General features: G+C 44.6%; 24 protein-coding genes. 18 read left to right on the forward strand and 6 right to left on the reverse strand.

Annotated elements, in window-relative coordinates:
- From FTW16_RS15080 to FTW16_RS15140, 13 genes are all read left to right on the forward strand, one after another.
- On the forward strand, positions 1 to 926 hold a 926-nt coding region (locus FTW16_RS15080; protein ID WP_146491682.1), incomplete at its 5' end, for a chemotaxis protein CheW.
- A gap of 53 nt (positions 927 to 979) precedes the next feature.
- Complete coding sequence (locus FTW16_RS15085; RefSeq protein ID WP_017064109.1) at positions 980 to 1,474, forward strand: chemotaxis protein CheW; 495 nt, start codon at positions 980 to 982, stop codon at positions 1,472 to 1,474.
- The gene (locus FTW16_RS15090; RefSeq protein WP_146491683.1) at positions 1,474 to 1,986 is read left to right on the forward strand and encodes a DUF2802 domain-containing protein; all 513 of its coding nucleotides are present in this window, start codon (positions 1,474 to 1,476) and stop codon (positions 1,984 to 1,986) included. The genes FTW16_RS15085 and FTW16_RS15090 overlap by 1 nt, the downstream gene beginning before the upstream one ends.
- A gap of 278 nt (positions 1,987 to 2,264) precedes the next feature.
- Positions 2,265 to 2,882 carry a cytochrome c biogenesis heme-transporting ATPase CcmA gene (ccmA, locus tag FTW16_RS15095; protein WP_060983699.1) on the forward strand — a complete coding sequence of 206 codons (618 nt, stop codon included), beginning with the start codon at positions 2,265 to 2,267 and terminating at the stop codon, positions 2,880 to 2,882.
- A 1-nt stretch (position 2,883) separates the two neighbouring features.
- Positions 2,884 to 3,552 (forward strand): heme exporter protein CcmB, encoded by a 669-nt coding sequence (ccmB, locus tag FTW16_RS15100; RefSeq protein ID WP_060983678.1) that lies wholly within the window; start codon positions 2,884 to 2,886, stop codon positions 3,550 to 3,552.
- Positions 3,553 to 3,719: 167 nt separating this feature from the next.
- Positions 3,720 to 4,460 carry a heme ABC transporter permease gene (locus FTW16_RS15105; RefSeq protein ID WP_060983677.1) on the forward strand — a complete coding sequence of 247 codons (741 nt, stop codon included), beginning with the start codon at positions 3,720 to 3,722 and terminating at the stop codon, positions 4,458 to 4,460.
- Between the two features lie 14 nt (positions 4,461 to 4,474).
- Positions 4,475 to 4,681: a heme exporter protein CcmD gene (gene ccmD, locus FTW16_RS15110; protein WP_060983676.1), complete on the forward strand. Its 207-nt coding sequence runs from the start codon at positions 4,475 to 4,477 to the stop codon at positions 4,679 to 4,681.
- Entirely contained in the window at positions 4,678 to 5,160 is a 483-nt protein-coding gene (ccmE, locus tag FTW16_RS15115; protein ID WP_061019578.1) for a cytochrome c maturation protein CcmE, read from the forward strand. The genes ccmD and ccmE overlap by 4 nt, the downstream gene beginning before the upstream one ends.
- On the forward strand, positions 5,157 to 7,127 hold the full coding sequence (locus tag FTW16_RS15120; protein WP_146491684.1) for a heme lyase CcmF/NrfE family subunit: 1,971 nt from the start codon (positions 5,157 to 5,159) through the stop codon (positions 7,125 to 7,127). Before ccmE ends, FTW16_RS15120 begins: the two co-directional genes overlap by 4 nt.
- Before the next feature lie 5 nt (positions 7,128 to 7,132).
- Positions 7,133 to 7,684 (forward strand): DsbE family thiol:disulfide interchange protein, encoded by a 552-nt coding sequence (locus FTW16_RS15125; RefSeq protein ID WP_146491685.1) that lies wholly within the window; start codon positions 7,133 to 7,135, stop codon positions 7,682 to 7,684.
- A complete protein-coding gene (locus FTW16_RS15130) occupies positions 7,681 to 8,169 on the forward strand; it encodes a cytochrome c-type biogenesis protein (protein WP_086712359.1) in 489 nt (162 codons plus the stop codon). Before FTW16_RS15125 ends, FTW16_RS15130 begins: the two co-directional genes overlap by 4 nt.
- The gene (gene ccmI / locus FTW16_RS15135) at positions 8,169 to 9,389 is read left to right on the forward strand and encodes a c-type cytochrome biogenesis protein CcmI (RefSeq protein ID WP_146491686.1); all 1,221 of its coding nucleotides are present in this window, start codon (positions 8,169 to 8,171) and stop codon (positions 9,387 to 9,389) included. Before FTW16_RS15130 ends, ccmI begins: the two co-directional genes overlap by 1 nt.
- 124 nt (positions 9,390 to 9,513) lie before the next feature.
- The gene (locus tag FTW16_RS15140) at positions 9,514 to 10,299 is read left to right on the forward strand and encodes a VacJ family lipoprotein (protein ID WP_146491687.1); all 786 of its coding nucleotides are present in this window, start codon (positions 9,514 to 9,516) and stop codon (positions 10,297 to 10,299) included.
- Positions 10,300 to 10,394: 95 nt separating this feature from the next.
- On the opposite strand, the gene FTW16_RS15145 is transcribed toward FTW16_RS15140, so the two are convergent.
- From FTW16_RS15145 to FTW16_RS15160, 4 genes are all read right to left on the reverse strand, one after another.
- Positions 10,395 to 11,699 carry an outer membrane protein transport protein gene (locus tag FTW16_RS15145; RefSeq protein ID WP_146491688.1) on the reverse strand — a complete coding sequence of 435 codons (1,305 nt, stop codon included), beginning with the start codon at positions 11,697 to 11,699 and terminating at the stop codon, positions 10,395 to 10,397.
- Between the two features lie 324 nt (positions 11,700 to 12,023).
- A complete protein-coding gene (locus FTW16_RS15150) occupies positions 12,024 to 13,286 on the reverse strand; it encodes an outer membrane protein transport protein (protein ID WP_019824837.1) in 1,263 nt (420 codons plus the stop codon).
- A 297-nt stretch (positions 13,287 to 13,583) separates the two neighbouring features.
- A complete protein-coding gene (locus FTW16_RS15155) occupies positions 13,584 to 14,312 on the reverse strand; it encodes a DUF3379 domain-containing protein (RefSeq protein WP_146491689.1) in 729 nt (242 codons plus the stop codon).
- Positions 14,305 to 14,853 carry a sigma-70 family RNA polymerase sigma factor gene (locus tag FTW16_RS15160; protein ID WP_186728076.1) on the reverse strand — a complete coding sequence of 183 codons (549 nt, stop codon included), beginning with the start codon at positions 14,851 to 14,853 and terminating at the stop codon, positions 14,305 to 14,307. The genes FTW16_RS15155 and FTW16_RS15160 overlap by 8 nt, the downstream gene beginning before the upstream one ends.
- A 562-nt stretch (positions 14,854 to 15,415) precedes the next feature.
- On the opposite strand from FTW16_RS15160, the gene fadI reads away from it, so the two are divergent.
- Together fadI and fadJ are read left to right on the forward strand one after the other, a co-directional pair.
- Positions 15,416 to 16,723 (forward strand): acetyl-CoA C-acyltransferase FadI, encoded by a 1,308-nt coding sequence (fadI, locus tag FTW16_RS15165; RefSeq protein WP_146491691.1) that lies wholly within the window; start codon positions 15,416 to 15,418, stop codon positions 16,721 to 16,723.
- Positions 16,723 to 18,939 carry a fatty acid oxidation complex subunit alpha FadJ gene (gene fadJ, locus FTW16_RS15170; protein WP_146491692.1) on the forward strand — a complete coding sequence of 739 codons (2,217 nt, stop codon included), beginning with the start codon at positions 16,723 to 16,725 and terminating at the stop codon, positions 18,937 to 18,939. Before fadI ends, fadJ begins: the two co-directional genes overlap by 1 nt.
- Positions 18,940 to 19,137: 198 nt before the next feature.
- Here fadJ and FTW16_RS15175 read toward each other — a convergent pair whose 3' ends face one another.
- A complete protein-coding gene (locus FTW16_RS15175; protein ID WP_146491693.1) occupies positions 19,138 to 21,915 on the reverse strand; it encodes an insulinase family protein in 2,778 nt (925 codons plus the stop codon).
- Positions 21,916 to 22,220: 305 nt separating this feature from the next.
- Here FTW16_RS15175 and sixA point away from each other — a divergent pair, with 305 nt between their 5' ends.
- On the forward strand, positions 22,221 to 22,685 hold the full coding sequence (sixA, locus tag FTW16_RS15180; RefSeq protein ID WP_146491694.1) for a phosphohistidine phosphatase SixA: 465 nt from the start codon (positions 22,221 to 22,223) through the stop codon (positions 22,683 to 22,685).
- Between the two features lie 107 nt (positions 22,686 to 22,792).
- Here sixA and smrB read toward each other — a convergent pair whose 3' ends face one another.
- Positions 22,793 to 23,323 carry an endonuclease SmrB gene (gene smrB / locus FTW16_RS15185; RefSeq protein WP_146491695.1) on the reverse strand — a complete coding sequence of 177 codons (531 nt, stop codon included), beginning with the start codon at positions 23,321 to 23,323 and terminating at the stop codon, positions 22,793 to 22,795.
- A 62-nt stretch (positions 23,324 to 23,385) separates the two neighbouring features.
- Here smrB and prmB point away from each other — a divergent pair, with 62 nt between their 5' ends.
- Both prmB and FTW16_RS15195 read left to right on the forward strand, forming a co-directional pair.
- Positions 23,386 to 24,318 carry a 50S ribosomal protein L3 N(5)-glutamine methyltransferase gene (gene prmB / locus FTW16_RS15190; protein ID WP_017060640.1) on the forward strand — a complete coding sequence of 311 codons (933 nt, stop codon included), beginning with the start codon at positions 23,386 to 23,388 and terminating at the stop codon, positions 24,316 to 24,318.
- A 226-nt stretch (positions 24,319 to 24,544) separates the two neighbouring features.
- Entirely contained in the window at positions 24,545 to 25,186 is a 642-nt protein-coding gene (locus tag FTW16_RS15195) for a LysE family translocator (protein ID WP_146491696.1), read from the forward strand.
- Positions 25,187 to 25,655 lie beyond the last annotated feature (469 nt).

Here is a 25,655-nt window from a genome sequence, read left to right on the forward strand (position 1 = left end):
AGCCAGAGCCAGAGCCAGAGCGCCAATTTTCGAGCCACCACTCAAGCTACGCGGAAATACGCGCGGCTGAGTTTGAGGTTCCTAACCTTGAGGATGTTCAGAAGCTACTAAGTCGTTTAGAGGCGACTAATGTTGTTGATGAGCTGAATCTTGATGAATTGATGGATCTGAACACCCAGAAAATCGCCCAGCAAGCAGACATGCAAATGTTTGAGGCCGCGGTTGAGTCTGTTCAAGTGTTTGAAGAGCCAGAGATTCAAGATTGGAATCTTCCAGAACCCGATTTATCAATTGCTGCAGAGCCACCTGTTGAAACGCAGCAAATTGAAGAGTTACAAGCTGAACCGCAGGAGACGGAACAAGTAGAAGTTAAGGCTGTTGAGTCTGAACTTGATGCTCCTGAGGTCGAGACAGTTATTGGACTTGAAACTCAAGCCGGAGGTGCTAACCAGTTTACCTCTTGGGAAAATACGGTTCGCACAGAAGACTTTCAAGTTTTGTATTTTGATGTAAACGGCGTGACCTTTGCGGTACCACTTGATGAACTGGGCGGTATCCATCGCCTTGAAGAGTTAAGTCATATCATTGGTAAGCCAGCTTGGTATTTGGGTTTACAAACCAACCGTGATAGTCAGCTAGATGTGGTCGACACCGCAAAATGGGTGATGTCTGAGAAACTATCAGGTGACGAGTACAAAGAAAACTATCAATATATAGTCATGCTTGGAGAGAGCTTGTGGGGCCTTGCGGGCACCGAGCTAAAAGGCACCGAGCTACTTAATACAGATAAAGTACGTTGGCGAGAAATGGCAGGGAAACGCCCATGGCTCGCTGGTATGGTAAAAGAAAAAATGTGTGCTTTGATCCATGTTGAAGCATTAATCGCCATGCTAAACGCAGGGCTAGATGTAAAAGCATTAAGCTAGTAAACGCATCAAGTTAATAATAGTGGTCGGTAACGACGGCAAGAGGATTATCTATGTCTCATATGAGTGAAGTTGAAGTAAGAAAAGAGCAAACCAATGATGAAGTACTTCAATGGGTGACTTTCCAGCTAGAAGAAGAAACTTACGGCATCAACGTAATGCAAGTGCGTGAAGTACTGCGTTACAGCGAAATTGCTCCAGTACCGGGTGCTCCAGATTACGTTCTAGGTATTATCAACCTGCGTGGTAACGTTGTTACTGTTATCGACACTCGTTCTCGCTTTGGCTTGATGCAAGGTGAAATCACAGATAACACTCGTATTATCGTTATTGAATCTGAGCGTCAAGTAATTGGCATTCTAGTCGATAGCGTTGCTGAAGTGGTTTACCTGCGTTCTTCTGAAATCGACACAACGCCAAGTGTTGGTACTGATGAAAGTGCTAAGTTTATTCAAGGTGTAAGTAACCGTGATGGCAAGCTGCTTATTCTAGTAGATTTAAACAAACTACTAAGCGAAGACGAATGGGATGAGATGGCTCACCTGTAATGTTTGAAGCGCTTCCTTTAAGCCCTGTCGTTCTGATATCAGGTGTTGGGGTTTTTACGTTATTCATCGTGATTTTGATTAGCAAAGTAAAACGTGCAATTCAAAAGCAGCTCGATCAATCACGTCTGCAAGTTCGTAACTTGGACAAAGAGCTTCAAAAATCGAGTAAGCAATTACTCGAAGTTCGCTCTGTTGTGGTTGGCCTTGGCCAGAAAGTGACGGAACAGCAAGATCTGATAAAGCACTTGAATGAACGTATTGTTGAGTTGGAACATGCTGACACCGATGGACGCTTATATACGCGTGCAACAAAAATGGTTCAGCTTGGTGCCGGGATAAACGAACTGATCGAAGAGTGTGAATTACCTAAAGCGGAAGCTGAGCTAATGATGTCTCTACAGAATAAGCTCGCGGGTAAGGAAAAAATCCCTTCGTTGAGAAGTAACCCTTCATCGTACGATGATCAACCCGATGCCTCTTGCGATCGCAGAGACCCGCCTCGACGTCGTTAAATTGAGCGCTTACTGCGTATTGAGCAATTGATGTTTATCGCGTACACCTCTTAAAAGAAGCTTCGGCTTCTTTTTTTATGCTTGCTATATCTATATAGAACGATGTTTATAAGTACTTGTATCTACGGCAATATCTAGTTTGTTGATGAAAATGTGTAAATTGTGATGCGGTGGTAACAGTTTCTTACGGACTTTGTCTTATCGAAAACGCCTAGTCCTGTTTTGTCACCATGTTGGTGTGCTACTATAGCCCTCTCATTACTCGACTAAATTTACCTATGCTAGAAGTCTCAAATTTAACTGCTATTCGTGACGACAGGGTTCTGTTTGAATCGTTGTCTTTTCAATTGAAACCTGGCGAGCTGGTTCAAGTTGAAGGTCGTAACGGTACTGGGAAAACGACACTCCTTAGGATTATCACCGGGCTAGGCGATCGTGATGAAGGTACTATTTGTTGGGATGGTGAGTCCATTGAAACGAGTCGAGATGTGTACCATCAAAATTTACTTTTTCTTGGTCATCAAACTGGTGTGAAGCGCGAGCTCAGTGCTTATGAGAACTTGAGTTTCTATCAATCGATTCACAGTGGTGGAACGAGCAAGGAAGAGCTTTACCATGCGTTGGCCCAGGTTGGCCTTGCTGGTAGGGAAGACGTGCCCGCGGGGCAACTTTCAGCTGGTCAACAGCGCCGTGTGGCGTTGGCTCGTCTTTGGTTGAGTAAACAAATGTTGTGGATTCTAGATGAACCGTTGACTGCAATCGATAAGCAGGGCGTTAAAGTTTTAGAGTCTCTTTTTTCTGAGCATGCAGATAACGGTGGCATTGTGTTACTAACCACACACCAAGATATGTTTGCTGATAGCCCGAAACTAAGAAAAATAAAGTTGGGTGAGTAATATGATCTCTTCAATGACAACGATCATTCGACGTGAGCTGCTGATCGCATTTCGTCGCCAAGCCGATATCTTTAACCCTCTGTGGTTTTTTATTATTGTCATCACCCTTTTTCCACTGAGTATTGGGCCTGAGCCGAACCTGCTTGCGCGCATCGCTGCGGGTATTGTTTGGGTTGCTGCTTTACTTTCTGCATTGCTCTCTTTGGAACGACTATTCCGAGATGATTTTCAAGACGGTGCCCTTGAGCAGATGATGCTGATGCCCATCCCGTTGCAGTTGGTAGTATTGTCCAAGGTCATAGCGCACTGGTTATTGACAGGGTTACCATTAATATTGATCAGTCCGTTGTTAGCGGTGCTGCTGTCCTTGAATTTCGATACTTGGTTATCGGTGGTCTTAACCTTGTTGGTTGGTACGCCTGCATTAAGTTTTATTGGTGCTATTGGTGTGGCTTTGACGGTTGGATTACAAAAAGGCGGTGTGCTGTTGAGTCTGCTTATTTTGCCGCTGTATATCCCAATTCTTATATTTGCTACATCAGCGATTGATGCGGCAGCACTAGGTGTTGCGTATAACGGACAACTAGCCGTGTTAGGGGCAATGCTAATGGGCGCAATGACGCTCACCCCATTTGCTATCAGTGCAGCACTAAGAGTGAGTGTTAACTAGCTATTAGAGTATTAACCAAGCACTCACCATCACTTTGATTGTTCAGAGTGAACTAATTGGAACTTTCAAACTCATAGAGTCACTGGAAGAGGCAGTAAGCCAAATAAATTATAATAATTATAGCTGTGATAGCTGTAAGCAATATGAAGTAAGAGTGAGATTACAACATGTGGAAATGGCTCCATCCCTATGCCAAAGCAGAAACTTCCTATCAGCTTGCTGGTAAACTTCTGCCATGGTTCTCTATCCTAGCGCTATTGTGTCTATCTGCCGGTACTGTGTGGGGACTAGCATTTGCACCTTCTGATTACCAACAAGGTGATAGCTTCCGAATCATTTACATCCACGTACCTTCTGCGATTTGGTCCATGGGCGTGTACATGTCGATGGCGATTGCAGCGTTTATCGGCTTGGTATGGCAGGTAAGACTATCAGACATGGCCGCGTTGGCTATGGCTCCTATCGGTGCGGTATTTACCTTCATCGCGCTGCTAACTGGTGCTGTTTGGGGTAAACCAATGTGGGGCGCTTGGTGGGTTTGGGATGCGCGTTTGACCTCAGAGCTGATTCTTCTATTCCTATATTTAGGTGTGATTGCACTACACCACGCGTTTGACGACCAAAAAACTGCAGCCAAAGCGGCAGGCATTTTGGCTATTGTTGGTGTCATCAACCTACCTATCATTCACTTTTCAGTAGAGTGGTGGAACACACTTCACCAGGGCGCGACGATCACTAAGTTCGATAAGCCTTCTATTTCAAGTGACATGTTATGGCCGCTTCTTCTTAATATTTTCGGCTTCGCCTTTTTCTTTGGTGCTGTGACTATGGTTCGTTTTAGAAACGAAATCATCAGTAAAGAGAGTCACCGTCCATGGGTTCGCAAGCTTGCGGCTGAAAAAGCGTAGTAGGGTAGGTAATTATGTATTTTGAATCTTTGAGTGATTTCTTTGCCATGGGAGGCTACGCCTCTTATGTATGGAGTGCATTTGGAATCACATTCCTCGCGATGATCATTTTACTGGTGGTAAGTGTTCGTCGTGGTAAGCAATTACTAAATGAAGTACAAGCTAAGGTTGATCGTCAAGCTCGTATCGATGCAGCAAAAAATATGGAGAACACTCTATGAACCCAAGACGTAAAAAGAGGCTGGGCATTGTCTTAGCAATCTTTTTTGGTATCAGTGCGACTATTGGATTGATGGTTTATGCACTTAACCAGAACATGGATCTGTTCTACACACCAACTGAACTGGTCAACGGCAAAGATGGTAAAAAACCTGAAGTTGGTCAACGCCTGCGCATTGGTGGCATGGTTGTAGTCGGCTCTGTAAGCCGTGACAGCGAATCACTACGTGTAAGCTTCGATTTGGCGGATGTAGGCCCTAAAGTAACGATTTTATATGATGGCATCCTTCCTGATCTTTTCCGTGAAGGCCAAGGTATTGTTGCTCAGGGTGTCCTTAAAGATGCGACGACAATTGAAGCGTTCGAGGTGTTGGCAAAGCACGATGAAGAGTACATGCCTTCTGAAGTTGCAGAAGCAATGAAGAAGACTCATGAGCCTTTGCAATACACAACTGAACAAAAAGAAGGAAATGCTCAATGATAGCCGAGATCGGCCATTTTGCGATGATCCTGTCTTTGGGACTTGCATTGCTGCTAAGCGTGCTCCCATTGTATGGAGCCGCTCGAAATAACACATTATTGATGAACAGTGCACGACCGTTGTCGTGGGGCATGTTCGGATTCCTAGCGATTTCGTTTTTTATCCTGTGTTACGCGTTCTACACCAATGATTTTACGATTCAATACGTAGCAAGCAATTCAAATAGCCAACTGCCTTGGTACTACCGAATCACGGCGGTTTGGGGCGCTCACGAAGGTTCATTACTGCTTTGGGTTCTTATCCAAGCAGGTTGGACGGTTGCAGTAGCGACGTTCAGCCGTGGTATGCCTCAAGAGTCTGTGGCTCGCGTACTGGCTATCATGGGTTTGATTACTGTCGGCTTCTTGCTGTTCATTATCGTAACCTCTAACCCGTTCCTACGTACATTGCCTTTCTTCCCTGTAGATGGGCGAGACTTGAACCCACTACTGCAAGATCCGGGTTTGATTATTCACCCGCCAATGCTTTACATGGGTTATGTAGGTTTCTCTGTTGCGTTCTCTTTCGCAATCGCTTCTCTTATGAGTGGTCGTCTTGATACGGCATGGGCTCGTTGGTCGCGTCCTTGGACAATCGCAGCTTGGTTATTCCTAACGGTAGGTATCGCACTAGGTTCATGGTGGGCTTACTACGAACTTGGCTGGGGTGGCTGGTGGTTCTGGGATCCAGTAGAAAACGCTTCATTCATGCCTTGGTTGGCTGGTACAGCGCTAATGCACTCGCTGGCGGTAACCGAAAAGCGTGGCACATTTAAAGCTTGGACAGTATTGCTGGCTATCTCTGCATTCTCGCTAAGCTTACTAGGTACATTCTTAGTTCGTTCGGGCATCTTGGTATCGGTTCACGCATTTGCGTCGGATCCTGCTCGCGGTATGTTTATTCTAGGTTTCCTAGTCTTTGTTATTGGTGGTTCACTACTGTTGTTTGCGGTTAAAGGCGCATCAGTTCGTGTTCGCGGTAATTTTGATTTGGTTTCTCGTGAAAACGCACTGCTTGGTAACAACATATTATTGATTGCAGCGCTTGTCGTTGTGTTAGTAGGTACGCTACTACCATTAGTTCACAAACAGTTAGGTTTGGGCTCAGTATCAATCGGTGCTCCATTCTTTGATATGTTGTTCTTCTGGTTAATGATTCCGTTCTCGTTCCTACTTGGTATCGGTCCACTGATCCGTTGGAAACGTGACAACCTGTCTAAGCTCGTTAAACCAATGCTGATTTCAGGTGCATTCTCACTTGGCTTGAGTGCGCTAATGGTTGCTCTACTGGCTGACCGCTTCAGCGGTACTGCTTTTGCTGGTTGGGTAATGGCGTTTTGGATCATCTTCATGCATGGCTTTGAGCTGCATGAGCGTGCGACTCACCGTCATACATTCCTGAAAGGTCTAACTAAGCTGCCTCGTAGCCACTGGGCAATGATGTGTGGTCACATTGGTTTAGCCGTGACAGTGATTGGTATTGCAATGGTGCAAAACTACAGCATCGAACGCGATGTACGTTTGGCGCCAGGTGAAAGCTACCAGCTTGAAGAATACAGCTTCCTGTTTACAGGAGTTCGTGACAAAGATGGCCCTAACTATGATGGTTATATTGCTGACTTTGAAATTACCAAAGAAGGCAAATACATCAACACGCTTCACGCTGAAAAACGTTTCTACACCACAGCTAAGTCTATGATGACAGAAGCAGCGATTGACCGTGGCGTAACGCGCGACCTTTATATCGCAATGGGTGAACGTTTAGACGACAACAAATCTTGGGCTGTACGTATCTACTACAAACCATTTGTACGTTGGATCTGGGCTGGTTCTTTGATCATGTCGATTGGTGGTGCTATTGCTATTAGTGACCGTCGTTACCGTTTCCGTAAGCCAACAAAAAAGTCGGCTGAAGAGCAGGGGGCTTAATTCGAATGAACAAGAAGATTTTATTCATTCCATTGATTGCTTTTATGATTCTAGCTGGAGTCTTTGCAACTCAATTAGTTCGTAATCAGTCGGGTGATGACCCGACTAAACTTGAGTCAGTATTGATTGGTAAGCCTGTGCCTGAGTTCGGTCTAGAAGACTTAGAACAAGCAGGTAAGTTTCATGATCAAGCGATCTTCAAAGGCGAACCTCTGCTGCTTAATGTGTGGGCTACTTGGTGTCCTACCTGTTATGCAGAGCACTCTTATCTGAATAAATTGGCCGCTCAAGGCGTTAAGATCATTGGTATGAACTACAAAGATGATCGCAACAAAGCTGTTGGTTGGCTAAAAGAACTAGGTAACCCGTACTTAATCAGCTTATTTGATGGCGATGGTATGCTAGGTCTAGATCTTGGCGTGTATGGTGCTCCTGAGACGTTCTTAATTGATGCTAACGGTGTGGTTCGTTACCGCCATGTTGGTGACGTGAATCCAACCAACTGGGCATCGACGCTTGAGCCGATGTATCAAGAGTTGCTGGAGGAAGCGAAATGATTAAAAAGGTCCTGATCACTCTGTTCGCTACGTTTGCTATTTCAGCGACTGTTTCTGCCGCGCCTATCGAGTTTCATGAATTTGATACCGTTGATCAAGAACAGCAGTTCAAAGAGCTGAGTAACACGTTGCGTTGCCCTAAATGTCAGAACAACACGATTGGCGATTCGAACGCTGAGCTAGCAGTCGACTTGCGCCAGAAAGTGTACGAGATGACAAAAGACGGTAAGTCGAAGCAAGATATCATTGATTACATGATCGCTCGCTACGGTAACTTTGTTACTTACAACCCTCCACTGACACTAGCAACGTCAATCCTTTGGGTTGGTCCTTTTGCAGTAGTTGTGTTTGGTTTCGGTTTGATCATTTTACGAAGCAGAAAATCAAAGTCGAAAGCAGTTGAGTCAGATAAAGGCTGGGATGCAGACAAAGAAGCTCGCTTAAAAGCGTTACTCGATGAAGAGAACGACGGAGATAAGAAGTAATGACTCTATTTTGGATTTCTACCATTATCCTTTCGCTAGCGGCAATTTTCTTAATTGTTCTGCCCTTCATTAATAAAAAGGCAAACAACGATGATGTGCTGCGCGATGAGTTGAACAAAGCATTCTACAAAGATCGTCTAGATGAGCTAGAAGTAGAAGCAGAAGAAGGTCTTGTTGATAACCAGCAGGAGCTGATCGCTGATTTGAAACAATCCCTGCTTGATGATGTTCCAGCTAAGCAAGAGATGAAGAAGACTAAAATCTCAACGCTTGGTGTGGTTGTACCGTCGATTATCCTTGTTGTGGCTGTGACGTACGGTATGTACTTCAAGTTCGGTGCGTTGGATAAAGTTCAACACTGGCAAGAAGTGAGTTCGAACCTTCCTGAGTTATCTAAAAAGCTAATGTCTTCGGAAGGTGGCGCGCTAACAGACGATGAACTAGAAGATCTGACTCTGGCACTTCGTACTCGTCTGCACTACCAGCCAAAAGATTCTACAGGTTGGTTGCTGCTTGGTCGTATTGCTTTGGCTAACCGCGACGCTGAAACAGCAAAAGATTCTATGGAACGAGCGTACAAGCTTGAGCCTAAGAACGAAGATGTTCAGTTAGGCTTCGCACAAGCATTGATGCTTTCACCTGATGAAGCTGATCAGAACCAAGCACGTTTGATTTTGAGCCGTTTGATTCAAAACGATTACGTCGACCTTCGTGTGTTCTCACTGCTAGCATTTGATGCATTTGAACGTCAAGACTACCCAGGTGCGGTGAAGTACTGGAGCATCATGCAGCAGATGATTGGCCCACAAGACAGCCGTTACGAAATGTTGTCGCGCAGTATTGAAAGTGCTCAGAAGAAAATGGGTGACGCTATGGGTGTCGACCAAGGTAAGAGCGTTGCTGTAACACTTGATCTGTCTGGTGATGTTAATGCTGATCCTAACTCAGTGTTGATCGTGTCAGTACACAGAGCTGATGGTTCGCCAATGCCTATCGCAGCAGCTCGTTACCCACTAGGGACTTTTCCTCGTACAGTTGTGCTTGATGATGGCAACAGCATGATGGAAGGACAGAAGTTGTCTAGTCTTGAAACTCTGATGGTTAGAGCTAGGCTTGATACAGATGGTAACGTTTCAACTCGCGATGGTGATTGGTACGGTGAGAGCGAAGTGGTTGAACTGGGTGCTCCAGTAACTGTCGATATCAATAAGCAATATTAATCATCATTTTGCATAGGCGTTAGCTATTCCGATTTTGCGATAAACGGTATAGACTTACGCAACCAATTGAGGCCAGCGATTGCTGGCCTTTTTTATTATTTGAATTCCTTATGGAAAAGGTGATATGTCTTCCAGTATTTTAAGACTCTCGAGTTTACTTTTTATCGCAAGTTTAACGGTGGGCTGTTCTAGTGCTCCGGAAGAGAGTCGTGTCGATGATAATTTCGAAACCTCAGAATACGTAGAAGAATCCCACCCCAATGATCCTTTTGAAGGCTTCAACCGAGCGATGTGGGATATCAACTACGAATATCTAGATCCTTATTTGGTTCGCCCTGTTTCCCTCGCTTATGTTGACTACACTCCTGTACCAGTGCGATCTGGTATTTCCAATTTTCTAGCCAACTTAGACGAACCATCAAGCATGGTGAACAACCTCCTTATGGGAAATGGTGAAAAAGCACTCGACCATTTCAATCGTTTTTGGATTAACTCAACTTTTGGTCTGTTAGGCTTAATCGATATTGCCAGCGAAGCAGGGATCACCAAGTACGACGACAAGTCGTTCTCTGATGCGATTGGTCATTACGGAGTAGGGAATGGACCGTACTTTATGGTGCCAGGTTACGGCCCGGTAACGACGCGTGAAGTGACTGAAACCGTCGATGGTTTGTATGTGCCTCTATCGTTCTTAAACTTTTGGGCAAGCTTAGGCAAGTGGGCTTTCGAAGGTATGGAAACACGTGCTCAGTTGGTGTCACAAGAAGCGCTGTTGGATAATTCTCCTGATCCATATGCATTGACGCGTGATGTTTACATTCAACGTCGTGATTTCAAAGCCGAGATTGAACCTGAAGAGGTCGACCTTGAAGAAGAAGACTTCATCGATGGTTATCTAGAAGATTACTAGAAATAAGATTTAGACTATCGATAAAAGAAAGGCTCGATGTTGATAACAACATCGAGCCTTTTTAATGCTTATGACTTTAGGTTAAGTCAAATAGATTAGAAGCGGTAGTTAGCTTGGATACCCACTAACCAAATGCTACCAGTTACTTCACCTTCGAAGTCACCACCAAATGGAGCAGAACTTGCGTCATCTTCAACCATTTTTGCGTCTTTCGCTAGGATGTAAGTGAAACCGGCGTCTAGTGTTAGTTGCTCAGACCATTGGTAGCCAGCACCAATACTTAACCAAGTGCGGTCTGTTTCTGGAATAGTCGCAGTACGGTGTTCTTCGCTTACCGCTGAAGTGTCGTAGGCGATACCAGAACGCAGAGCCAGTTTAGGTGTCATTTGGTAAGTTGTACCGATAGCAAAGCGGTAGTTATCTTCCCAGTTCTCTTGCTTGATATCTTGAGTTCGAGCAGGACCGAATTCAGGGATGTCAGCTACTAGTTCTTCAAAGCTGCTCCAGTTAGTCCAGTTAACGCTCGCATGTACAGCGACCTTATCTGATAGTTGATGGAAGCTTGCAAGCTCGGCGGTAGCTGGCAATGCAAGTTGCATTGAACCGTTGTATTTTGACTTGACTGGAGTACCCAAAGCGCCAGCAACAGCATCAAAAGCGACACCATTTGCGTGACCTTCAAGCGTTAGATCTACTTCTGACTTGTAGGTAAAACCAAGGCGGTTGTTTTCATTAATCTGCCAAGCGGTGCCAACTTGCCAGCCCCACGCTGTGTCATCACCTTCCATGTATTTTAAAGCTGTACCTTGAGGCATAGGAACTAGAGAGTTAGCTGTAGATACCGCACCAAAGCTACCTTCAGCCATGATGTAACGAATACCACCACCAATAGATACGCTTTCAAGTACTTGGTATGCCGCGTTTAGGTTTAGCTCCATTGTCGTAACACTTGCTTCGTTACCATGGTTAGCGCCACCAAAGTCTTTACCTAGGTCTGTTTCCATACCGTAGTTAGTACCCGCAGCAAAGCCTAATGCGAACTTGTCGTTGTACTTATGAGAAACGTAAAAGTTAGGGATGACTGCACTGTGGGCAAAATCGCTAGAATTTGACGCAGTAGGTTGTCCCATCATAGACGTAGAAGTACCGTTGATATCGATGTTTGGATCAACATAAATAGCGCCAACAGAAACTTGAGTACCTTCTAGGTAAGTCAGCATTGCTGGGTTGCGCCACTGTGCATCCGCACCGTCAGCCATTGCTGCTTCACCAGCGTATGCGCGGCCTAGGCCTGTTGCTGAGTATTCTGCTAGTTGAAAACCTGCCGCTTGAGTCACGGTAGAAGTCGAAAGTAGTCCAACTGCCACTGCAGCAGATAGAAGAGTCTTATTCATTTTCATTATTATGTTCGCTGAATCATAAGTATTTAGTGGCGTGATTCTACTTTTAGAGTCATTACTTTAAAAATGAAATTCGAATAAAACAGTGTTTTAGGGATTTAATGAGTAAATGTGTTTAATTATTAGAGAAATAATCTAAATGTTTCGGCTGTGTTGCGAAGTTTGAGCGTACACTTGTAGTCATATATTGACCTTGCAGGCTACAGTTGTAAGCTTAAATTGAAGTAGGTCAGTGGTTTAGGCAATAAAAAAGGGTCGCGTAATGCGACCCTTTGGGATTAATAACTTAGCTTATATTAGAAGCTAGAAGCTAGAAGCTAGAAGCTAGAAGCTGCGGCTGTATTGCAGGCCTAGTAGGATTGCATCAGCATGCGTTGTTGCGCTAACAGAAGTTGCGCCTAAGCTTTCTTCAACTTTAGTATCATCACCTAGTAGGTAAGTGAAACCAAAGTCTACGTTAGAATCGGTATTAATGTGGTATGTGAAACCAGCAGAGAACCACTGACGATCTGAATCTGGTACAGAGATAGAAGTTAGTGAATCTTGTGCACTTGTGTCGTACATGTAACCAGCACGAAGCGTCCAATCAGTGTTCAGGTAGTATGTACCACCAATAGCGTAGTGCCAACCATCTTGCCATTTGTAATCTTTCTGGTACGCACCTGTGCCGCCGCTCAATGCGTAAGCCAGTGTCGATTGAGTAGGATCTAGCTTCTCAAAATCAATTGAGTCGAATGCACTCCAACCAATCCATTGAACAGAGTAGTGAACAGCGAATTTAGTGTCTTCAATTTTGTGGAAACCAGAGAACTCTGCCATATCTGGTAGAGGCAGTGTGATTTCTTGACCGTTGTCATCTTCCGCGGTGAACTCAGGGCTGTAACGGTAAGATAGACCAAAACGGTTGTTTTCATCTAGCTCGTAAACTGTACCTACGTTAAAGCCAACAGCCCAACCAGTTGCACCATCTACGTCAAGTAGTTTTTGTCCTGCGGCTGGGCCAAAGCCGACACCAGCAGTACGCTTCATTGTGCCTTCACCGTAGATCAGGTCAAGACCGGCACCAAAGCTCCATTGATCGTTTAGACGGTAAGAGCCTGCAAGACCGAAGTTGATGCTCATTACATCTGTTAAACCGCCATATTCACTAGCTAGGTAATCATCTGAAAACTCAGTTTTAGTACCGAAGTTAGAGTAAGCGTTCACACCCCAAGCAAACTTTTCATTAACAGGAACAATGAGGTGAATGTTTGGAGCTACAGAAGTATCACCAACATCATCAACGTTATCGACTGGCATTGCGCCACCAAGCGTATTGTAGCTAGTATCTTTCACTTCAATCATTGAAGTGATTGTTTCAAAACCAAGAGAAAGCTCAGTTTTGTCAAACAGTGCCATTGCTGCAGGGTTACGTGCCATTACTGACGCGTTATCTGCGATTACTGCATCACCAGCGAAAGCACGGCCGATGCCGGTAGCTGATTGTGCGTTAAGTTGGAAACCTGCTGCCATCGCTTGCGAAGACGCCAGTGTAATTGTTACTGCTAAAAGAGACTTTTTAAACAGACGCGTGTTGTTGGTAGTCATTCATTTATTCCTTTATATATCCGCCTCTACAGGGCGATTAATTTGAGCAATTGCTCAATGGTGGCTGATCCTATTCGCAAGTATACGATATACAAATCCGACCATTGGAAATTTTGAGTGGAAAATTATGGAAATGACGCCTATCTGGCACGAAAATGGTGCGAAATGCTGTTTTTTAGAGTTTTAACTCTAGAGATATTGGTGGTGTGAATGGTTTTTCGGTTTATTTATAAATAAAGCCCAGCAATATCAGTGATATACTTGCTGGGCCTTTTATGACGGGGCTTTAAGAGCGAACTAGCTCATCGGTTTAATCATTTTTGTCAGTTTTTCGGCGATTTTAGAAACATCCTCACCATTTTCACCAACAAGGATTAAGCTGCTGCCATCTACGGGTGTTACCGAACCGGACATGCCTTTTTCATCAAAGTCGATAGGTTTGTCTGTTGGAATACCGGTTAAAAACAGTGTTACTTTGCCTTTTGCGCCTTGGAAGACCATATGTACCGCGTTGGATTTACCAAAGCCACAGTGGTTTAGGTAATAGACGTGGTAAGGGAAAGTATCATCAAACTGAAAAGCAAATGGATTCATTTTTGCGTTGATTTGCTGCGATGTGACCTGTTCATCGATGTTACTAACAAAACTCTTTTCATCAACAACATGCTTCATCGCTGTATCAACCAAGCTTGCTTGCGCGGGTGAAACAAATGCATTGCCCCAATTCACTTGGCCAACTAATAAACCAGCAACAAACGCCACCGAGGCGGCCATTGCCATTGCTCGTCTCGCAAACGTAGGCCTGACTACTTTGCTTTCTTCGCTTGAGGTCTGATTGAACAGAATACGATCAGCAAGATCGTCTGGTACATCTACATTCATTGCAGAGTGGATCTGTTTATCAAGCGCTAGTACATCGTCTAAGAAGTTACTATTGGCTTCACTATTCGCGGCCGCATCAACAATATCTTGTGTACGTTGTTTAGGTTCCGACAATACACGACGACGAAATTCCAAATCATCCATTATGTTGCCCCCTCTCTGCCTCTTCTGTATCCAATAGCTCTTTCAACTGATTTCGAGCTCTGAATAAACGTGTCATCACCGTGTTTTTGTTGAGATCGAGAATATTGGCAATCTCATCACCACTAAAACCACCAATCACTTGCAAGAAGAGGGGCTCACGGTAATCGATTTCAAGTTTCATGATCTGCGCTTGCAACCACTGGTGTTGATGGTGTGGGTCATCACTGACACTAGTATCATTACCATGGTCGTCGATATCAACCAGATCAAACTGTTTGCGTTCAAAACGTCGAGCATTCTCGCGGCGCAAGATGGTAATCAGCCAAGACTTCGCGGCTTTTTCATCTTGTAGACTATCGAGTGACTTCCATGCGCGAAGGCAAGTTTCTTGAACTAAGTCTTCGGCAATGCTTTTGTCTTTGCATAACCAATAGGCGTAGCGAAAGAGGTCACGATGATAGGCACGTACGAGTGCTTCGTATTTTCTTTGTTTGTCCATATCAGAGTTGACCGGACGCTTGGCTGTTTTCTTTCCAAACATTTTTATTATTGACACACGAGCCTCCATAATTGCTCTGCGTATAGCTGTCCTCTATACGTTGTGCTTTGTTTTTATATTCTGTTTCGCTTTTAGAGCTAACGATCGGCTGGAAATCGTAAAATCACATTAAAATTGATCTACTTCAAAATCTAAGACTTCGAACAAGTTATAGTACACCTTGTCGTCTAGTTAGTCATTCGTGGCTAGCATGTTGAGCAAGGCGACACTTCCTTTTGAAGGCTGACTTTACTTTCTCCTAATCAGGAAACTGATTATTTCAATTGGCGTTAAGTTAATTGCTTTATATACATTCCGACCACACAGTCTTGTGTGGTTTTTTTTTACCTAAAGAAAACCATTCCCTACAAAGCGATAACAGTCTTTGCTTACAATAGTTTAGTCTCTTAGGACAACCTTTCACCCTAAAAGGTTCGCCTGAATTTGCAGTTATATTTTCAAACAGTGAGATACTCGTATCACGTTTATTTAAACGCTCGTTTGATTTAATTAACAACTTCTTTACAATGCTTCAGGTCAGACCTCTTAACTTTAAGGAGAAACCATGGGCAAACAGGAAGTCAAAACGCGTTCTGGAGAACGTGTTGCCGTTGTCGCTGGATTACGAACCCCATTCGCTCGTCAGAGCACAGAATTTAGCCAAGTGCCTGCGGTTGACCTAGGCAAAATGGTTGTGAGCGAAATGCTTGCAAGAACTGATGTTGATCCTGCGCTTATCGAACAAGTCGTGTTCGGCCAAGTAGTGCAAATGCCAGAAGCGCCGAACATCGCGCGTGAAATCGTGTTAGGCACAGGCATGGACATCAATACCGATGCCTACAGCGTCACCCGAGCATGTGCGACCAGCTTTCAAGCCGCAGTCAACGTGACCGAAAGCATTATGGCTGGCACGATTGATGTCGGTATTGCGGGCGGTGCGGACTCTTCTTCTGTATTGCCGATTGGAGTTTCCAAAAAACTTGCTGCTAATTTGTTAGCGTTGAGCAAAACCAAAACCATGGGTCAAAAACTGAAAATTCTCAAAGCACTTTCAGTAAAAGACTTGATGCCAGTACCGCCTGCCGTTGCCGAATATTCGACCGGCTTATCTATGGGACAAACTGCCGAGCAGATGGCTAAGACACATGGTATTACTCGCGAAGCTCAAGATGCACTTGCCCACCGTTCTCACTCTTTGGCTTCTCAAGCATGGAAAGAAGGCAAGATTAAAGATGAAGTCATGACGGCATTTCCGGCACCGTACAAAAAGTACCTAGCGGAAGATAACAACATTCGTCATGACTCTACAGTTGAAGGTTACGCCAAACTTCGTCCTGCGTTCGATAGAAAATACGGCAGTGTGACTGCTGCGAATGCAACGCCGCTGACTGATGGTGGTGCAGCTGTGATGTTGATGCGCGAAGGCAAAGCGAAAGAGCTAGGCTTAGAAGTGCTGGGTTATATTCGTGGTTATGCGTTCTCAGCGATTGGTGTTGAAACGGATATGCTGATGGGTCCAACGTACGCGACCTCGCAAGTCTTGAAAAACACAGGTCTAGAGTTATCAGATCTAACACTGATTGAGATGCACGAAGCATTTGCAGCCCAAGTGTTGGCTAACGTTAAAATGTTTGCAAGTGATGAATTTGCTCAGAAAAATCTTGGCCGTGATAAAGCGATTGGTGAGATTGATATGGAGAAGTTCAACGTGCTGGGTAGCTCAATTGCTTACGGACACCCGTTTGCAGCGACTGGCGCGCGCATGATGACTCAAACATTACGTGAACTGAAACGTCGCGGTGGCGGCTTGGCACTGAACACAGCTTGTGCGGCTGGCGGTTTAGGTGCAGCAATGATCTTGGAGGTAGAATAATGTCTACGACTCTTGATGCAACAACAGAAAAAGAAACAGTCGCTCAACCAGATGCAACGTCTGCGACTGAATCAACCAAAAAGAAAGCGACAGCATTTACTCTTAATATCGACGAGCAAGATATAGCTTGGTTAGCGATCGATGTGCCAAACGAGAAAATGAACACACTGCAAGCGGCTTTTGCGGAAGAAATGAAAGCCATCTTCGAGCAACTCAAAGAAAAACAGAGTCGAGTTAAGGGTTTAATCGTTCATTCATTGAAGCCAGATAACTTTATTGCTGGCGCTGATGTAAGAATGCTTGATGCGTGTAAAACGGCTGATGAAGCGCAATCTCTGGCTCGCCAAGGGCAGGAGATGTTCCAAACTTTGTCTGAACTACCGTACCCAGTGGTCGCAGCGATTCACGGCCCATGTTTAGGTGGTGGATTAGAGCTCGCACTGGCATGTGATTACCGCGTATGTACCGATTCAGATAAGACTCGTCTTGGTCTGCCAGAAGTACAGTTAGGCTTATTGCCGGGCTCTGGTGGTACACAGCGTCTGCCTCGCCTTATCGGTTTGTTGTCATCTCTCGACCTTATTCTTACGGGGAAACAACTGCGCGCTAAGAAAGCAAAATCGCTCGGTGTCGTGGATGCTTGTGTGCCTGAAACTATCTTGCTTGAAGTAGCGAAAAGTTTTGTTGAAAAGAATACGGGTAGCAAAAAAGGTAAGCGTCTGGCGTCTAAAAGCCAAGCTTCTACCAAAGAAAAACTTATTTCACGCACGGGTCTTGGTCGCAAGGTGATTTTTGAGCAAGCTTCCAAGAAGACGAATCAGAAAACGCGTGGTAATTACCCTGCAGCTGATGCGATTCTTGATGTGATTCGGTACGGCCTTGAGAACGGCTTTGATAAAGGTCTTCAGTACGAAGCGAAGCGTTTCTCTGAGTTAGTAATGACCTCTGAATCAAAAGCCCTTCGTTCAATCTTCTTTGCAACTACGGAAATGAAGAAAGAACACGGTGCAGATGCAGAACCGAAAGCGGTGAAGCGTGTTGGTGTGTTAGGCGGCGGTCTAATGGGGGCTGGTATTAGCCATGTGAGTGTGGCTAAAGCAAAAGTACCGGTTCGCATCAAAGACGTATCAAATGAAGGTGTGCTGAACGCACTTAACTACAACTTCAAGTTGTTCGATAAGCAGCGTAAGCGTCGTATTCTGAGCCGAGCGGGCCTTGAAAGTAAGATGCTTCAACTGTCTGGTGGCATCGACTTTACCAGTTTTAACCATACCGATGTGGTGATTGAAGCGGTATTTGAAGATCTCGACCTTAAGCAATCAATGGTTGCGGACATCGAAGCCAATGCCAAGCCAGAGACTATCTTCGCGACCAATACGTCTTCATTACCAATTCATAAGATTGCGGAGAAGGCGCAGCGACCAGAAAATGTAGTCGGCCTTCACTACTTTAGCCCAGCAGAGAAAATGCCGCTAGTTGAGGTTATCCCTCATGAAACAACTTCAGAAGAGACTATCTCGACGGTAGTAGCATTGGCGAAGAAGCAAGGAAAAACGCCGATTGTTGTCAAAGACACGGCAGGTTTTTATGTTAACCGCATTCTTGCCCCGTACATGAATGAAGCTGCACATCTGCTATTGGCAAATGAGCCGATTGAAAAGCTCGACAGCACGTTATTGGACTTCGGTTTCCCGGTTGGCCCAATTACCTTGTTAGATGAGGTTGGCGTGGATATCGGCGCGAAGATTATTCCGATTCTGGTTAATGAGCTAGGTGACCGCTTCCAAGGCCCTGATGTGTTCGATATTCTGTTGAATGACAACCGTAAAGGCCGTAAGAGCGGTAAAGGTTTCTACACTTACAAAGGTAAAAAGAAAGAAGTCGATAAGTCAGTTTATAAGCTGCTTAAGCTACAACCTGAGCCTAAGCTAAGTGATAATGACATTGCGATGCGTTGTGTATTGCCTATGTTGAACGAAGCGGTTCGTTGTCTAGATGACGGCATTATCCGCAGCCCTCGTGATGGCGACATTGGTGCGATTTTCGGTATCGGTTTCCCTCCATTCCTAGGTGGTCCGTTCCGTTATATGGATCAAATCGGTATTAAGTCACTGGTAGAGATGATGAACGACTTCGCTAAGAAGTACGGTGATCGTTTTGCACCATGTGATGGCCTACTGACACGCGCTGGTTTGGATGAGTCTTTTTACAAGTAACTCTCTAGTGCGTTGACTATAAAGCCCGCTTCAAGCAATTGATGCGGGCTTTATTTTTTATGGGAACATGCGAAAGGAAGGAGATTCCCGATTCAGTCGTCCCTCATTCTCGGGAATGACGGGAGAGAGTAGTGTGCTTCACCTAATAAAAAAGGTTGATGCTTCTACATCAACCTTATGATTTCTATAATACTCTGGCTAGCCTAGTTCACAGTCTTTCGGGCGCAACTGAAACTCATCAATAGAGCCAATTTCCACACCTGCCGACAACTTTTCTTCCTCATCATGGGCATTACCGTGCGCATGCATAATCAGACGATTTGCGGTGCGTGGTTTTAATTGACTCACCACAAAGCGCATCATGTCAGAGCGGGTTAGACCTTTAAGATCTTCCAACACACGCTCTCTCTGATTGAATTCCAGGTCCTTATTGCCGATTGCAACCCATAAGCGTTGAGCACGTCCTCGCAAAGTCGTATCTGGTGTCGAAATCTGATTCCAGAGGCCGCGTTTACTGCTGTGCCATTGGTAGTCGTTAAGCTCTAACAACACCATATAAAAGGCGTTGAGAAACTCGTCTATCGAGGTTAATAAATCTGCTGGAGCAGCATTAGGTGATTGTACATACAACACAATACCTGGGTGTCGGTTGAGCGGCATGTTGCCTGTGCCGACCATGTAACCTAGCTGCTGCTTGGTTCGTATCTCATGGAAGAAAGTGGCTGACATTAAGTGGTTTGCCAGTGAATACAGCGCAATGTTTTTAGGCGAGATATCCGGGCACTGGTAATAAACAACGATTGCCGAATCATCTTGGTTGCACACCACCTCACGTTGGAAGCTGCCGTTTTCACCCAGCATAATTAGCGGACGCAGCGACTCTTCGTAAGCCTGATCTTGAACGCGCAGTGCATCTTTTAGCGTTTCTGCCATTTTGTGTGCATCGGCTTTCTTCCAGTCGCCATACACAAACATCTCAACATGCAGTTCCGCTAAGATTGCTTGAACGAAAGAAGAGAGCTCATCGACTTCTATCGTTTCCAGAGCTTCAATTAACACCGAGTAGGGCGGATTATTTGGCTGAAGTATCCCAGTCATCGCATTAAATAGCTGTGAAATAGGGCGATCTTGCGACGCGTTATTCCAGTTTCTGAGTAATTGATGCTTAATCGTTTCGAAGCGTGTTGGACTAAAGTCGCGTGCTTGGAAGCGTTCAAGAATCATATTGAGTAGTTGTGGCTGTTTCTCGCTAAATCCAGACAGAGTGAGAGTTACCCCGCCTTGATGGGTATACATGTTGTAACCCATACCGGCGATTTCAGCCTGATAGGTATCTTTTTCCAGAGAGTCTAGGAACATCTCTACACACAAGCGTGTTTTTACGATATTTCTCGGGCTGGCGACTGAGTGCGGGCTGTCGATAGCGACATATACCACACCTTTAGGTACTCGAAATTGATGGTCTTGCAGGTGCCATAGCTTAAAGCCGTCGAGCTCTTCTAAAAGTTGTGGGTATTTAGCATCACCTTCGAGCTCAGTTGGGTCTAGATCGTAGCAAATAAATGGGTTCTTACTTGGGAGCTCAAACTGCCAACCGGGGTTAATGCACGTAAAGCATTGAACTTGTTCTGCGCTAAAAGGCGTGACTGAGTAGGGCGTAAAATACCATTTTGCTTCTCTGTCATACTCGAAACCTTGAGCAACAATGGTTGCACGCATATTGTCGACGTTTAAATAAGGAAGCAAAGAACGTTGTAATTCGTCATCGAAATGCGACATTTTGTAATCGCCATACACTACATCTTGTTCTTGGTAGTGTTGCATGTTGATAACAAGGTGGCTGACGACATCAAGCGGCTTTGCTGGCTCTTGAAAGCGGAAAGCTGACTCTAAAACGGCACGTTTTTCTAGGTAACGCCACTCTTCTATGCCTTGTTGTTCTACTAATTTGATGTACTGAAATATCGCTTGGATGATGTTATCGGTTTTGGTTAAACCTTCGATGGTCAATGAGCAGCTGACCGTGAAATCACGGTAGTTACTGCCGCTCGCCCCACCACCCGCAGAGAGGGATGTTATCCAACCTTTCTCTTTGAGTTGCATCATCAAGCTACCTTCTCCTTCGTAACCCAATAGGTGTGCGAAGAATGACAGTGGTTTAACACCGTAGTGTTCGTCCATGCTTGGCATCGGGAAGGTTAAGATAAGTTTTCGCACTTCTTTAATCGGCTCAACACGGACTTGAACGCCCGTGCTTAACTCGCCGATAATCGGTACTTCAACCTTCTTGCCTTGCAGGTTGTGATTGGTAATCGAGCTAAAGCGATCCTCAACCCAGCCTTGCATCTCATCTAAGGATTGATTGCCAGACAGAGTCAGCGTCATCAGGTCTGCAGAATATTGTTGCTGGTGGAACGATAAGATCTCTTGTCGAATCGTCTCGCCGTTTCTGTCGCCCAACGTATCGATATTACCGACAGAAAACTTCGAGAATGGGTGATTGTGGTTCACCAGTTCTTTGGTAACTTGGTACAAGCGTCGCGAATCGTCGTTGAGTTTCATCTTATATTCGGAATCAACGGCTTGGCGTTCTTTATCTAATGCTTCTTCGTTGAACAGGGGAGCCGTGAAAAATTGGCTGAAGCGATCGAGTGCGGTTTCAAACGCATTCAATTCAACATCAAAAAAGAAGCAGGTGTGCTCTGTTCCCGTCCAAGCATTGTTACTACCACCATGTTGGCTGATAAAACTTTGGAACTCTCCGACCTTTGGATACTTTTCAGTTCCCAAAAATAGCATATGCTCTAAGTAATGAGCTAAACCCTCTCGGTCTGTAGGATCATCAAAGTGCCCCACATTAACGGCTAATGCGGCTGCTGCTTTTTGAGCATTTTGGTCCTGAACTAACAGTACGCGTAACCCGTTATTTAAGGTTATGTAACGGTATTGATGTTCATCATTTGGGCTTAAGTGCACAGGAGCATCTCCAGAGAAGGTGGTTTTTAAATTATGTACCCGATGATTCGGCGTGCAAACCTTGTAATCATATTTTGGGATATGAAGTGCTTTTTGGCGATTTCTAAATCACTTTTATCGATTTTTATCAGTAATTTATTTTCTTTTAACAAGATTGTTAAGAAAGTCGAACTCTTTGGCAAGTGACTTGATATAATTATTTATATTGACTGCGGTTTCTCTGGATTGAGAGCCAAACCTAAGTAGCGTTTCGCTGATATATGGGATATATCGACTTTCGACATGTTACGAAGACAGGATTGAACATGAAAATATTCATTATGCGCCACGGTGAAGCAGAACATTTTGCGGATTCGGATGCAGAACGAGCGTTGACCAAGCGCGGGAAAATGGCTTCTCTTGCAGTGGCACAAGCTGCAAATGAGCAGGGGATTAGTCAATTCGATAAAGTGCTGGTGAGTCCATATTTAAGGGCACAAGAGACGTGGTTAGAGATATCTCAGGCGTTTTCTGGTACGAAAGTAGAAACCTGTGAGGATATTACGCCTTATGGAATGTCCGACGATGTGTTTGATTTGACCTTGGCAATGGCTGAAGTAGAAAAACTAGAGACCATTTTATTTGTTTCTCATTTACCTCTAGTGGGCTACCTAACAGCAGAGTTTGCAACGGGCATGGCTCCGCCGATGTTCCCAACGTCAGGCCTAGCCTGCATCGACTTTAACCTTGAAACACAGAAAGGTGAGTTACTTTGGAACATCAATCCATAGTGAAGGTGAAGACAACCTTTTAATTGGAAGACTAAAGTGAAAAGGGCACCTCAATGATTTGAGATGCCCTTTTAGTTTTTGGTGAGGAAGCGATTCGCAAACCAGCATTACTTCTCAGGAATCGAAAGCAGTACCAGCAACGCACCGTTACCGCCAAATTCTAATGGCGCTTGGTGAAAAGCCATCACGTCTGGGTGCTGTGCTAACCACAAAGGCACCTTCTGCTTAAGGATGTGTTTGCCAATGCCGTGTTGAACGCAGGCACACGCCACGCCTTCTTTAATGCAGTGCGCAATCATAGCGCCAAGCTCACGTTTGGCTTCTTGCTGAGTCATACCATGCATATCGAGATACACGTCTGGTACGTAGACACCACGACGCAGGCGCTTTACCTCATATTTCGAGACATCATCGCGCGCATAGCGTGTCGGACCCTCTTCGCTAAGGTGTGGAATGAACTCATCCGAGAAATAAAACTCGCTATCACTGGCTTGTCTTGCCGTTCGAGTAATTTCTTTTTGCTTGGCATTTCTTTTTGGCTGCTGGACTATGGTATCCTGTTGCAACTTTTTAACGCCCTTTACTGCATCGTTGAATAGGGCGAAATCGTCATCGAAGTCGGTGTCTTTTTTGCTCATCAGGTTATGAATTCTAATTAGAAACGTAATTAGCAGTATTGTAGCGCTTTTCGGAGACAATTTTGGATAAGATTTTTGTAGAAGAAGCGGTATCAGAACTACACACGCTTCAAGATGTGATTCGTTGGACTGTTAGCCGCTTTAACGCAGCTGGCCTATTTTATGGTCACGGCACTGATAACGCGTGGGATGAGGCAGTACAACTTATCTTACCTACTCTTTATCTGCCGATTGATGTTCCTTCGCATGTAATGAACTCTCGTCTAACGAGCAGCGAACGTCTGCGTATCGTTGAGCGTGTGATCAAGCGTATTAATGATCGTACACCAACGGCTTACCTGACGAACAAAGCTTGGTTCTGTGGCCTTGAGTTCTTCGTTGATGAGCGCGTTCTTGTGCCTCGTTCTCCAATTGGTGAGCTGATCGAAGCTCAATTCCAACCTTGGTTAACTGAAGAACCAACTCGCATCATGGATATGTGTACGGGTAGTGGTTGTATTGCTATTGCTTGTGCTCACGCATTCCCAGATGCTGAAGTAGATGCGATTGATATCTCTACTGATGCACTTCAAGTTGCTGAGCAGAACGTTCAAGATCACGGCATGGAGCAGCAAGTGTTCCCAATCCGTTCAGATCTTTTCCGTGACCTGCCAAAAGAGAAATACAACCTGATCGTATCGAACCCACCTTACGTGGACGAAGAAGATATGAACAGCCTGCCAGATGAGTTTACTCATGAGCCAGAACTTGGCCTAGCAGCAGGTACTGACGGCCTGAAATTGGTTCGCCGTATCCTAGCTAACGCACCAGACTATCTAACTGATGACGGTATTCTTATCTGTGAAGTAGGTAACTCAATGGTTCACATGATGGATCAGTACCCAGAGATTCCATTCACTTGGATTGAATTCTCTAACGGTGGCCATGGTGTATTCATGATCACTCGCGAGCAGCTCGTAGCTTGCGCTGATGAGTTCTCTATCTACAAAGACTAAGTAATGATGGCTAGTTTTTAGCTTAGTACTTGGTAAGACGTTCTATTTGAAACGTTTTAATTTAAACGCCATGTAGCAATGCATGGCGTTTTTTATTGCCGTTATTTTGGGATTAAGTAATCAACGCAGAATAAATAATGTTCAATATTTAGTTGCCTAATATGCATAGCTATTACATATTGGTGACTAATGTTTAGCCGATTTAGTGAGTTAAGGAGAATTCGCGATGAGCTTTGATACATGGATTTATTATTTGTTGGCAGTACTGATTTTAACGGCATCGCCAGGCCCAAGTTCTTTATTGTGCATGACCAAAGGTGTGCAATCGGGTTTTAAATTATCAATATTTACCGCGTTGGGTAGCTTAACGGCAATCACCGGAATTTTAACGTTATCATTCACCGGCTTAGGGGTGATCATAGCTTCATCGGAAGTGGTGTTTAATGTCATTAAATGGACAGGCGCTGCGTATCTTATCTACCTTGGTTGGAAGTCTTTACGTTCTAACCAGCAAGATTACGACAAGCTATCCAGTCAACAAACCGATTCTCAGCTTGCTAAAGAAAGCGCGGTGCAACACTACTTAAGTGGTTTTATTGTTGGTGCGAGTAACCCGAAAGCGATTCTATTTTTTACCGCACTTTTCCCTCAATTTATTGATCCATCGATTGCTCTGCTTCCCCAGTTTGCTGTGTTTGCTTTAACCTTTACTGTGATGGAGTTGTCTTGGCTATTGGTGTACGCGTATTTAGGTGCGAAGTCGTCAAACTGGCTGTTTGCGAAAGGCAGAGCCAAGATTTTTAATCGTGTCACTGGCGGTGTCTTTATCGGTGCAGGCGCGCTGCTTTCGACGACAAGCCGAGCATAATTTTCTGTTTTATCAGAGGGGTGAATGATTACAGAATATTCTTGATGCTGTCATAAAAGGTTAATATTAATGTGCTTGCTGGTTTTGGCGAAAAGCCGATATATTGTAGTTACACCATCACGTTCTCAAGGAGAGACATATGCAGCATCAAGAAATGATTCAACACAGTAATTTTGGCGTAATCAGTCGTACTTGGCTTTTCTCTACCCTGTCTCTAGTGGGTATTCTTGCTCTAATGTAGTCAGCTTTATGGCTCTATATTTTTAGTTTTTATTATGAACACACTTGTTAAAAAGTCTTCAAAGTTAGAACTCTTCTTCTCTTAAATGTGGCTCTTCTCATCAGGCTAGCCACTTAACCTTTTCTTAGCTGTACCTTCCTCTTTGTAACCTTTTTCTCTGACGAATATCTTTGTCTGGTTAACCCTTTATCTCAATAGACTCACTGCATAACCTGATCTGAAGTTGTT

The sequence above is a fragment of the Vibrio sp. T20 genome, from assembly GCF_007858795.1.
In the GTDB taxonomy this organism is placed as follows: domain Bacteria; phylum Pseudomonadota; class Gammaproteobacteria; order Enterobacterales; family Vibrionaceae; genus Vibrio; species Vibrio satsumensis.

Coding starts and splice junctions, on each gene's coding strand:
- FTW16_RS15195 (WP_146491696.1), top strand. CDS start 24,545: ATGAGCTTTGATACATGGATTTATTATTTGTTGGCAGTACTGATTTTA.
- FTW16_RS15125 (WP_146491685.1), top strand. CDS start 7,133: ATGAACAAGAAGATTTTATTCATTCCATTGATTGCTTTTATGATTCTA.
- FTW16_RS15130 (WP_086712359.1), top strand. CDS start 7,681: ATGATTAAAAAGGTCCTGATCACTCTGTTCGCTACGTTTGCTATTTCA.
- FTW16_RS15160 (WP_186728076.1), bottom strand. CDS start 14,853: ATGTTTGGAAAGAAAACAGCCAAGCGTCCGGTCAACTCTGATATGGAC.
- ccmB (WP_060983678.1), top strand. CDS start 2,884: ATGATCTCTTCAATGACAACGATCATTCGACGTGAGCTGCTGATCGCA.
- smrB (WP_146491695.1), bottom strand. CDS start 23,323: ATGAGCAAAAAAGACACCGACTTCGATGACGATTTCGCCCTATTCAAC.
- ccmA (WP_060983699.1), top strand. CDS start 2,265: ATGCTAGAAGTCTCAAATTTAACTGCTATTCGTGACGACAGGGTTCTG.
- FTW16_RS15150 (WP_019824837.1), bottom strand. CDS start 13,286: ATGACTACCAACAACACGCGTCTGTTTAAAAAGTCTCTTTTAGCAGTA.
- FTW16_RS15105 (WP_060983677.1), top strand. CDS start 3,720: ATGTGGAAATGGCTCCATCCCTATGCCAAAGCAGAAACTTCCTATCAG.
- FTW16_RS15085 (WP_017064109.1), top strand. CDS start 980: ATGTCTCATATGAGTGAAGTTGAAGTAAGAAAAGAGCAAACCAATGAT.
- FTW16_RS15155 (WP_146491689.1), bottom strand. CDS start 14,312: ATGGATGATTTGGAATTTCGTCGTCGTGTATTGTCGGAACCTAAACAA.
- fadJ (WP_146491692.1), top strand. CDS start 16,723: ATGTCTACGACTCTTGATGCAACAACAGAAAAAGAAACAGTCGCTCAA.
- FTW16_RS15145 (WP_146491688.1), bottom strand. CDS start 11,699: ATGAAAATGAATAAGACTCTTCTATCTGCTGCAGTGGCAGTTGGACTA.
- ccmD (WP_060983676.1), top strand. CDS start 4,475: ATGTATTTTGAATCTTTGAGTGATTTCTTTGCCATGGGAGGCTACGCC.
- fadI (WP_146491691.1), top strand. CDS start 15,416: ATGGGCAAACAGGAAGTCAAAACGCGTTCTGGAGAACGTGTTGCCGTT.
- FTW16_RS15140 (WP_146491687.1), top strand. CDS start 9,514: ATGTCTTCCAGTATTTTAAGACTCTCGAGTTTACTTTTTATCGCAAGT.
- FTW16_RS15090 (WP_146491683.1), top strand. CDS start 1,474: ATGTTTGAAGCGCTTCCTTTAAGCCCTGTCGTTCTGATATCAGGTGTT.
- FTW16_RS15120 (WP_146491684.1), top strand. CDS start 5,157: ATGATAGCCGAGATCGGCCATTTTGCGATGATCCTGTCTTTGGGACTT.
- ccmI (WP_146491686.1), top strand. CDS start 8,169: ATGACTCTATTTTGGATTTCTACCATTATCCTTTCGCTAGCGGCAATT.
- sixA (WP_146491694.1), top strand. CDS start 22,221: ATGAAAATATTCATTATGCGCCACGGTGAAGCAGAACATTTTGCGGAT.
- ccmE (WP_061019578.1), top strand. CDS start 4,678: ATGAACCCAAGACGTAAAAAGAGGCTGGGCATTGTCTTAGCAATCTTT.